Source organism: Achromobacter sp. 1011811831, assembly GCF_059760905.1.
This window is the reverse complement of the sequence record NZ_JCBANG010000038.1, coordinates 45822-55170: the sequence shown is the minus strand read 5'-3', so window position 1 is coordinate 55170 and position 9349 is coordinate 45822. Positions and strand designations below refer to the sequence as shown.

Sequence of the window (9349 nt, the reverse complement as noted above, 5' to 3'; positions counted from 1 at the left end):
GAACCGTGAGGTTCCGGGCTTTTTTTGTCTGCGATGCGCCCGGCGCGCGCCGGGCGGGCCGGATCAGCTGTGGTAGGCCGATTCGCCGTGGCTGGTGACGTCCAGACCTTCGCGTTCCTGGTCTTCCGGCACGCGCAGGCCGCACAGGGCATTGGCGATCTTGTAGGCGATCAGGGCCACCACGCCGGACCAGACGATGGTCAGCAGCACGCCTTCGAGCTGCACCCAGAGCTGATGGGCGATCATGCCGGGCTCGGCCAGGCCGGGGCCGCCCAGGGCCTGGGCATTGAACACGCCGGTCAGCAGCGCGCCGACGATGCCGCCCACGCCGTGCACGCCGAACACGTCCAGCGAGTCGTCGGCGCGCAGGATGCGTTTCAGGCCATTCACGCCCCAGACGCAGACGACGCCGGCGATCACGCCGATGACCAGCGCGCCCGCGGGACCCACCAGGCCGGCGGCCGGGGTGATGCCGACCAGGCCGGCCACCGCGCCCGAGGCCGCGCCGAGCATGGACGGCTTGCCCTTGATGCTCCATTCGGTGATCAGCCAGGCCAGCACGGCGCCGGCGGTCGCGATCATGGTGTTGAAGAAGGCCAGCGTGGCGTTTTCGTTGGCGGCCAGGGCCGAGCCGGCGTTGAAGCCGAACCAGCCCACCCACAGCAGCGCGGCGCCGACGAAGGTCATGGGCAGGTTGTGCGGCTGCATGGCTTCGCGGCCGTAGCCCACGCGCTTGCCGATCACATAGGCGCCGACCAGGCCGGCCACGCCGGCGTTGATGTGCACCACCGTGCCGCCGGCGAAGTCCAGCGCGCCGCGCGCATTGAGCAGGCCGGGCGCGGTTTCGGACGCGAACCAGACCATGTGGGCGATGGGCACGTAGGCGAAGGTGAACCAGATCACCGTGAAGACCAGCACCGCCGAGAAGCGGGCGCGTTCGGCGAAGCTGCCCACGACCAGCGCGCAGGTGATGCCGGCGAAGGTGGCCTGGAACGAGGCGAACAGCAGCTCGGTGAGCGAGTTCGACATGGCGTACTTGCCGTCCGCCGGCGTGAACATGCCGGAGAAGAAGGCGCGCGACAGCCCGCCGAAGAAGGCATTGCCTTCGGTGAAGGCGAGGGAATAGCCGTAGATGAACCAGAGCACCAGGCCCAGCACGAAGGTACACAGCACTTGCAGCAGCACCGAGAGCACGTTCTTGCTGCGTACCAGGCCGCCATAGAACATCGCCAGGCCAGGCACTGCCATCATCAACACAAGCAGGGTAGAGACGAGCAACCAGGAGATATCTGCTTTATCCATTTTCAGGCTCCGATGAATCTTGCTTTATTTGTTTACAGCGCGGCTTCGCCCGCTTCGCCTGTGCGGATACGGATCACTTGTTCCAGCGGGGCGGCAAAGATCTTGCCGTCGCCGATCTTGCCGGTGCGGGCGGCCATTTCGATGGCCTCGATCACTTGGTCGACCAAATGGTCGGGCACGGCGGCTTCGACGCGCAGTTTGGGCAGGAAGTCGACGGCGTATTCGGCGCCGCGGTAGAGCTCGGTATGGCCTTTCTGGCGGCCGAAACCTTTGACTTCGGTAACCGTGAGACCCTGGACCCCGATTCCGGACAGAGCCACACGCACCTCGTCGAGCTTGAAGGGCTTGATGATGGCGATGATGAGTTTCATGGCATTTCCTCTCATGGTTGCACGTTGGCTTCGTCAATCAAGCAAGTTCCATGCCATGTCCGGAGATACCCGGAAAGAGGGCGCGCAGGCGCGCAGCTTGTGCCTGGCTGCACCAATATAGTGCGTCGACGCACGACTGTCAGCCTCGAAGTGGTGCATGGCGGCGAGCGGGGTGAGGGATGAAACCAAACGTGTTTCCGGCGCGCTGGTTGTTGCCAATTGCAGCTTCGCGGGTGCCTTGACGGGTTATGACGATATGCCCCGGCCACTGTTGCGATTCATCGCGCCGTGGGCATGCGGGCGGGCTTCGATGCAACGGCGGTCGCTAGGCCGGACGCGGCGTGGCGGGCAGAAAGCCCGTCGCCGCGAGGCGCGCGCGTGGCGCCGGCCGGGCCCTTGCCGGGCGGGTTCCAGGTATTGCCGATGTATGGAAATTGGGGCCAAGCGTTGATACGAGGGTTTACACGCAGCCGCTTGTGGCCGCAACGCGCCTGCTCAAGAATCGGATCCAGCCTATGCCTGACATGGGCTTGAATGGGGCCGCACAAGGCGTCCGGCGTGGCGGCCCTCTCTACAAGAAACAAGCAAGAAAGAGGAATTCATGAATATCGAACGCAAGACCCTGGGCATTCTCGCGCTGGCTGCCGCCGCCGTCCTGATGGCGGGTTGCGACAAGAAGGACGACAAGGCCGCCACGCCTGCGGCGCCGTCCACGTCGGCTCCCGCATCGTCGTCTTCCACCACGCCGCCGGCCGCCACGACGCCGGCGCCTTCCTCGTCGGCCGCCACGCCCGCCGAATGCGAAGCCTACGTCGCCAAGGTCAACGCTTGCATGGACAAGCTGGGCAATGGCAACCCGGCCGTGGCCAGCTTCAAGCAGCAGATGGAAGCCGCCAAGGCGCAGTGGGCAGCCGTCACCGACAAGACCCAGCTTGCCGCCCAGTGCAAGCAGGCCAGCGACCTGTTCGCGCAATCGGCCACCCAGATGGGTTGCCCGTAACGATGTTGGTAGGGGGCTGCCGCGAGGCGGCCCGGTTTTCTCCTGTGCTTTGTGGGCGGTCACCGCATGCGGTCCGCCCTTTTTTTTTGCGCCGGATCCGCGCCGGGCGGGCGAGACCCATCGTGCCGGACCCGCGCCGGCGGGCGCAGTCCGTCCGGACGCACTACACTGGAGCCAGCTAGGCAACAACAAGGAGTACTGCCATGAATTCCCGCACCCAATGGATGGAAGACATCCAGAAGAACATTTCCGACCTGATCGCACGCAGCCCCGCCGCGGATGTCGAGAAGAACGTGCGCGCGATGATGGCCCAGGCCTTCACCAAGATGGACCTCGTCACGCGCGAGGAATTCGACGTGCAGGCCGACCTGCTGGCGCGCACCCGCGCCCGCGTCGACCAGCTGGCGGCGCAGGTGCAGCAACTGGAAGAGCGCCTGTCGGCCCTGAGCAAGTAGATTCAGGCAGGGCCCGCCCTTCAAGGGCGGGATAATTCCAGCACGGCCGCCCTCGGGCGGCCGTCGGCATTTGGGCATACTGGCCTGCCGCTGACCGTGATCGGAGGCCGCCTTGTCCCTTGCCGTACTCGCCAGCCGCGCGCTCAGCGGCGCCCATGCCCATGTCGTGCGGGTCGAGACCCATCTCGGCCCGGGACTACCGGGCTTCAACGTGGTCGGCCTGCCCGATGCAGGCGTGCGGGAAAGCCGCGAACGGGTGCGCGCCGCCATCATCAACAGCGGCTTCGAGTTTCCCGCTGGCCGCATCACCGTCAACCTGTCGCCGGCCGACCTGCCCAAGGAATCGGGCCGCTTCGACCTGCCGATCGCGCTCGGGCTGCTGCTGGCATCGGGGCAGTTGCCGGAGCCGCCATCCACCGGCGACGCGAGCGGCAAGCCATCCGCCATGCAGGCGTCCGAAGCCATGCTGGCGCGTCTGGTCCTGGCGGGCGAGCTGTCGCTGACCGGCGCGCTGACGCCTGTCACGGCGCCGCTGCTGATCGCGCTGGGCGTGGCGCGCGATCAGCCCGACGCGACGCTCATCCTGCCCGCCGGCAGCGCGGAGCAGGCGGCCTGGGTGCCCGGCCTGCGCGTGCTGTCGGCGCGCAGCCTGGCGGACGTGGCGGCGCACATCACGGGCGCGCATGGCTTGCCCGACGCGGTGCCGGCGCCCTGGCCCGAGCCGCCGCCCGTGCCCTGCCTGTCCGACGTGCGCGGCCAGCCGGCGGCGCGCCGCGCCCTGGAAGTGGCGGCCGCCGGCGGCCACAGCCTGCTGATGGTGGGCCCCCCGGGGGCGGGCAAAAGCATGCTGGCGCAGCGGCTGCCGGGCCTGTTGCCGCCGCTGTCCCGCCGGCAGGCGCTGGAGGCCGCGGCCGTGGCGGCGCTGGCCGGCCATGCGCAGGCGCCCGCCGGGCACCCGCCATTCCGGGCGCCGCATCATTCCCTGTCCGTGCCGGCGCTGGTGGGCGGCGGCACCCATCCCCGGCCCGGAGAGATCAGCCTGGCGCATCACGGCGTGCTGTTCCTGGATGAACTGCCCGAATTCAACCGGCGCACGCTGGAATCGCTGCGCGAGCCGTTGGAAACGGGCCGGGTGCTGATCTCGCGGGCCATGCGCACGGCGCGCTTTCCGGCCCGCTTCCAGCTGGTCGCGGCCATGAACCCTTGCCCCTGCGGCTGGCGCGGGCACCCGGCGCGCGCTTGCGCCTGCACGCCGGACCAGGTGGCGCGTTACGCGGGCCGCGTTTCCGGCCCCTTGCTGGACCGCATCGACCTGCATCTGCGCTTGCCGCCGGTGGCCCCGGAAGACCTGGACGGGCCGCCGGGGGAGGCCTCGGAGGCGGTGCGCGAGCGGGTCCTGGCCTGCCGTGGGCGACAATTGGCGCGTCAGGACAAGCCCAACGCGGCGCTGGCCGGCGCGGAGCTGGACCGCCATTGCGCGCTGGACGAGAGCGGGCGGGAGCTGCTGCTGCAGGCCATGCGCCGCCTGCGCGGCTCGGCCCGCGTGCTGCACCGGACGCTGCGGGTGGCGCGCACGATCGCCGACCTGGACGGCGCGGAACGGTTGGGCGCCCGGCATGTCGCGCAGGCGGTGCAGTACCGGGCGGAATGAGGGGGAAGGGGTGTTTTGGCGAAATCCAGGGACATATGGCATACGGATCTGGCCCGCCATTACAGGGTGATCCCTTATCCGATTCGACAAAAGCCCGGAAATCGCCATATAATCAAAGGCTTTCCCGGATCTGGCGTGTGCGTGAGCTGCCTTTGGGCTTTGCGCATGAGGGAAAAACGCTGCAAAACATGCTTCGAGCATGGCCTGGCTTTGGGGGGATTGACGTTCTGGTCCTGACCCTGGCGCGCAGGCGGCAGCGATCGCTGGAAAGCAGTACCACAGAAGTGGCAACGGGTTCGACAAGTCTTGTCGCGCCGCCCTGGGCAGCAAGCCCGGATTTGCCTGGCTTCGGATTCGATTCCGTCGCGGGCAGGCCGGTCTGGCTTATCTGGCTCACGGCGCCGTCAGGCACCTGGCGTCATGTAAATCAACAATCAGTGTTTAGTTTAGGGAATCAACATGCCCAAGATGAAGACCAAGAAAAGCGCCGCAAAGCGCTTTCAGGTTCGCGGCAGCGGATCCATCAAGCGTGGTCAGGCGTTCAAGCGTCACATCCTGACCAAGAAGACCACCAAGAACAAGCGCCAGCTGCGCGGTTCGGCTGCGGTCCATGAAACCAACGTGGCTTCCGTGAAAGCCATGATGCCTTTCGCTTGATCTAAGGGAGATCTACTATGCCTCGCGTCAAACGCGGCGTTACCGCCCGTGCCCGTCACAAGAAAGTCATTTCCGCCGCCAAGGGTTACCGTGGCCGCCGCGGTAATGTGTTCCGCATCGCCAAGCAAGCGGTCATGCGCGCTGGCCAATACGCCTACCGCGACCGCCGCAACAAGAAGCGCACGTTCCGCGCGCTCTGGATCACGCGTATCAACGCCGCCGTCCGTGAGCATGGCGTCAGCTACAGCGTGTTCATCGCCGGCCTGAAGAAGGCTGCGATCGAGCTCGACCGCAAGGTCCTGGCCGATCTGGCCGTGCGCGACAAGGCCGGCTTTGCCGCCATCGTGCAGCAAGCCAAGGCTGCGTTGGCTGCCTGATCGCGCGCTTTAACTCATCGCGCATCGCTGCAAACGGGGCTGTCATGGCCCCGTTTGCGTTTTGAGGGCTGGATTCATGACTCAATCGATTGACGACCTGGTCTCCCAGGCGCAAGAACGTTTCGCCGCGGCCAAGGACGCCGCCGCGCTCGAAAACGAAAAGGCCCGCTTCCTGGGCAAGGATGGCGCGCTGACCGTGCTGCTCAAGGGGCTGGGCAAACTCGACCCCGAGCAAAAGCGCGAGATGGGCGCGCAGATCAACCAGGCCAAGAAGAAGGTCGAGGAGTTCCTGAATCTGGGCCGCGCCGCGCTGGCGCAAGCCGAGCTGGACGCCCGTCTGGCTTCTGAAACCATCGACGTCACCCTGCCGGGCCGTGGCCGCGCGCCGGGCGGCATCCATCCGGTGATCCGGACCTGGGAGCGCGTGGAAGAGATCTTCCGCTCCATCGGCTTCGACGTGGCCGACGGCCCCGAAGTCGAGAACGACTGGACCAACTTCACCGCCCTGAACAGCCCGCTGGACCATCCGGCGCGTTCGATGCACGACACGTTCTACGTCGACATGCAGGACGCCGACGGCCAGCCGCTGCTGCTGCGCACGCACACCAGCCCCATGCAGGTGCGCTATGCCCGCATGCACAAGCCGCCCATCAAGGTCATCGCGCCGGGGCGCACCTACCGCGTCGACAGCGACGCCACGCACTCGCCCATGTTCCACCAGGTGGAAGGGCTCTGGATCGCCGAGGACATCTCCTTCGCCGACCTGAAAGGCGTGTACACCGATTTCCTGCGTTGCTTCTTCGAAAGCGACGACCTCGTCGTGCGTTTCCGCCCGTCGTTCTTCCCCTTCACCGAACCGTCCGCCGAAATCGACATGATGTTCACGTCGGGGCCGAACCGCGGCCGCTGGCTGGAGATCTCCGGTTCCGGCCAGGTGCATCCGCAAGTGGTGCGCAATTTCGGCCTGGACCCCGAGCGCTACATCGGCTTCGCCTTCGGTTCCGGGCTCGAGCGCCTGACCATGTTGCGCTACGGCGTCAACGACCTGCGCCAGTTCTACGAAGGCGATTTGCGCTTCCTGCGCCAGTTCAACGAATAACCGAAGCGACGGCTGATCATGCAATTTCCCGAATCCTGGCTGCGTTCCCTGGTCAATCCCGAGATCGCAACCGATGAACTCGCGCACCGGCTCACGATGGCCGGCCTGGAAGTCGAAGACGCCGTGCCGGCGGCCCCCGCGTTCAGCGGCGTGGTCGTGGCGCGCATCGTCGAGATCGCGCCGCATCCGGACGCTGACAAGCTGCGCGTCTGCCAAGTGGACGACGGCTCCGGCGCGCTGCTGCAGATCGTCTGCGGCGCGCCCAACGCGGCCGCCGGCCTGACCGTGCCGCTGGCCCGCGTCGGAGCCGAGCTGCCCGGCGGCATGAAGATCGGCGTGGCCAAGATGCGCGGCGTGCAATCGTCCGGCATGCTGTGCTCGGCGCGCGAGCTGGGCCTGTCCCAGGATCACGCCGGCCTGATGGAACTGTCCGGCGACCTGGCTCCCGGCCTGTCGATCCGCGACGCGCTGGACCTGGACGACACGCTGTTCACGCTCAAGCTCACGCCGAACCGCGCCGACTGCCTGTCGATCCTGGGCGTGGCCCGTGAAGTCGCCGCGCTGACCGGCGCGCCGCTGTCGGTGCCCACCGCCAAGGCCGTGCCCGTGACGCTGGACGAGCGCCTGCCCGTCAAGGTCGAGGCCCCCGATCTGTGCGGCCGTTTCGGCGGCCGCGTGATCCGCGGCGTCAATGCCCGCGCCGCCACGCCGGAATGGATGAAGACGCGCCTGGAGCGCGCCGGCCAGCGTTCGCTGTCGGCGCTGGTGGACATCTCCAACTACGTCATGCTCGAGCTGGGCCGTCCGTCGCACGTGTTCGACCTGGACAAGATCCAGGGCGACCTGTCGGTGCGCTGGGCCCGCGAAGGCGAGACGCTGGAACTCCTGAACGGCCAGACCGTCACGCTGGATGCCAAGGTCGGCGTGGTGGTGGCCGGCGACACCGTCGAAAGCCTGGCTGGCATCATGGGCGGCGAAGCCACGTCCGTGACGCTGGACACGCAGAACATATATCTGGAAGCCGCGTTCTGGTGGCCGCAGTCGCTGGCCGGCCGCGCGCGTCGCTACAAGTTCAGTTCGGAAGCCAGCCATCGCGGCGAACGCGGCGTGGACTACGCCACGATTCCCGAGCACATCGAATTCATCACGCGCCTGATCATCGACATCTGCGGCGGCCAGGCCGGTCCGCTGGACGACCAGATCGTCAACCTGCCCAAGCGTGAACCCGTGCGCATGCGCCTGGCGCGCTGCCACCGCGTGCTGGGCGTGCCGGTGACGCAGGCCGATGTCGGCCGCATCTTCGGCAGCCTGGGCCTGGAATACACGATTGAAGGCGACGACTTCGTCGTCACGCCGCCGTCGTTCCGCTTCGACATCGAGATCGAGGAAGACCTGATCGAGGAAGTCGCGCGCATCTACGGTTTCGAGAACATTCCCACCGTGCCGCCCATGGCGCGCGCCAAGATGTTCTCGCTGCCCGAAGTTCGCCGTGGCAACCACGCCCTGCGCCGCCTGGCGGCCGCGCAGGACTACCAGGAAGTGGTCAACTACAGCTTCGTCGAGGCCGACTGGGAACGCGACTACGCCGGCAATACCGACCCCGTGCGCCTGGTCAATCCCATCGCCAGCCATCTGTCGGTGATGCGTTCCAGCCTCATCGCGAGCCTGGTGGCCAACATCGTCCACAACGCCAATCGCAAGCAGACCCGCGTGCGCCTGTTCGAGCTGGGTCGCGTGTTCACGCGCGACGCCGCCGTGCAGGACGGCCCGCTGATGGTGGCCGGCGTGCGCCAGCCGCTGATGCTGGCCGGCGCCGCCTGGGGCCCGGCCGTGGAAGAGCAGTGGGGCGCGCCCGCGCGCCACGTCGACTTCTACGACGTGAAGATGGATGTCGAGGCGCTGTTCGGCGCGCGCGGCGACCGCCTGCGCTTCGAGGCCGCCGCGCATCCCGCGCTGCACCCCGGCCGCAGCGCCCGCGTCTCGCTGGACGGCAAGGTCGTCGGCTGGATCGGCGAACTGCACCCGCGCTGGGCGCAGCAGGCCGACCTGGCCCATGCGCCGGTGGTGTTCGAACTGGACGTGGCCGCGCTGTCGGAAGGCGAGCTGCCCCAGGTCCGCGAGCAGTCGCGCCAGCCCATCGTGGTGCGCGACCTGGCCCTGTGGGTCGACGCCCAGGTGCCGGTCCAGTCCATGCTGGACACCGTCACCGCGCTGGCCAAGACCGATCCCCAACTGGCCGTGCTGCGCGACCTGCGCCTGTTCGACGTGTGGCGCGAGAAGTCCCAGGACGGCGTTCCCGCGGCCGAGAAAAGTCTTGCTTTCCGATTCTGGCTACAGGACACTGAGGTCACGCTGGACGACGCCCGGGTGGCGGATTGCATGGCGCGCATCAGGGATGCCCTGATCAGCGCCCACGGCGCGCGACTACGCGCTTGAA

General features: G+C 67.4%; 9 protein-coding genes. 7 read left to right on the top strand and 2 right to left on the bottom strand.

The annotated features are described in order from the left end of the window. Nucleotides 1–63 precede the first annotated feature (63 nt). Entirely contained in the window at nt 64–1302 is a 1239-nt protein-coding gene (gene amt / locus AC6LJ9_RS16095) for an ammonium transporter (protein WP_103273808.1), read from the bottom strand. A 32-nt stretch (nt 1303–1334) separates the two neighbouring features. Continuing rightward, nucleotides 1335–1673 (bottom strand): P-II family nitrogen regulator, encoded by a 339-nt coding sequence (locus AC6LJ9_RS16090; protein WP_043545226.1) that lies wholly within the window; start codon nt 1671–1673, stop codon nt 1335–1337. A 601-nt stretch (nt 1674–2274) separates the two neighbouring features. On the opposite strand from AC6LJ9_RS16090, the gene AC6LJ9_RS16085 reads away from it, so the two are divergent. The 7 genes from AC6LJ9_RS16085 (at nt 2275) to pheT (ending at nt 9348) form a co-directional block, all read left to right on the top strand. Next, nucleotides 2275–2673, top strand: coding sequence for a DUF5339 family protein (locus AC6LJ9_RS16085; RefSeq protein WP_103273809.1), 399 nt, complete (start codon nt 2275–2277; stop codon nt 2671–2673). Between the two features lie 203 nt (nt 2674–2876). Further along, entirely contained in the window at nt 2877–3128 is a 252-nt protein-coding gene (locus tag AC6LJ9_RS16080) for an accessory factor UbiK family protein (protein ID WP_103273810.1), read from the top strand. 112 nt (nt 3129–3240) lie between these two features. Then, nucleotides 3241–4779 (top strand): YifB family Mg chelatase-like AAA ATPase, encoded by a 1539-nt coding sequence (locus tag AC6LJ9_RS16075; RefSeq protein ID WP_498148326.1) that lies wholly within the window; start codon nt 3241–3243, stop codon nt 4777–4779. Nucleotides 4780–5238: 459 nt separating this feature from the next. After that, entirely contained in the window at nt 5239–5436 is a 198-nt protein-coding gene (gene rpmI / locus AC6LJ9_RS16070) for a 50S ribosomal protein L35 (protein ID WP_006387997.1), read from the top strand. Between the two features lie 17 nt (nt 5437–5453). Then, nucleotides 5454–5813: a 50S ribosomal protein L20 gene (gene rplT, locus AC6LJ9_RS16065; protein WP_006387998.1), complete on the top strand. Its 360-nt coding sequence runs from the start codon at nt 5454–5456 to the stop codon at nt 5811–5813. Nucleotides 5814–5889: 76 nt separating this feature from the next. Continuing rightward, nucleotides 5890–6912 carry a phenylalanine--tRNA ligase subunit alpha gene (gene pheS, locus AC6LJ9_RS16060; protein WP_212320797.1) on the top strand — a complete coding sequence of 341 codons (1023 nt, stop codon included), beginning with the start codon at nt 5890–5892 and terminating at the stop codon, nt 6910–6912. A gap of 18 nt (nt 6913–6930) precedes the next feature. Continuing rightward, complete coding sequence (pheT, locus tag AC6LJ9_RS16055) at nt 6931–9348, top strand: phenylalanine--tRNA ligase subunit beta (protein ID WP_498148325.1); 2418 nt, start codon at nt 6931–6933, stop codon at nt 9346–9348. Nucleotide 9349: the final 1 nt, after the last annotated feature.

What these genes read in the sequence shown, in the direction of transcription:
- amt (WP_103273808.1), bottom strand. Translation starts at nt 1,302, where the DNA reads ATGGATAAAGCAGATATCTCCTGGTTGCTCGTCTCTACCCTGCTTGTG.
- AC6LJ9_RS16090 (WP_043545226.1), bottom strand. Translation starts at nt 1,673, where the DNA reads ATGAAACTCATCATCGCCATCATCAAGCCCTTCAAGCTCGACGAGGTG.
- AC6LJ9_RS16085 (WP_103273809.1), top strand. Translation starts at nt 2,275, where the DNA reads ATGAATATCGAACGCAAGACCCTGGGCATTCTCGCGCTGGCTGCCGCC.
- AC6LJ9_RS16080 (WP_103273810.1), top strand. Translation starts at nt 2,877, where the DNA reads ATGAATTCCCGCACCCAATGGATGGAAGACATCCAGAAGAACATTTCC.
- rpmI (WP_006387997.1), top strand. Translation starts at nt 5,239, where the DNA reads ATGCCCAAGATGAAGACCAAGAAAAGCGCCGCAAAGCGCTTTCAGGTT.
- rplT (WP_006387998.1), top strand. Translation starts at nt 5,454, where the DNA reads ATGCCTCGCGTCAAACGCGGCGTTACCGCCCGTGCCCGTCACAAGAAA.
- pheS (WP_212320797.1), top strand. Translation starts at nt 5,890, where the DNA reads ATGACTCAATCGATTGACGACCTGGTCTCCCAGGCGCAAGAACGTTTC.
- pheT (WP_498148325.1), top strand. Translation starts at nt 6,931, where the DNA reads ATGCAATTTCCCGAATCCTGGCTGCGTTCCCTGGTCAATCCCGAGATC.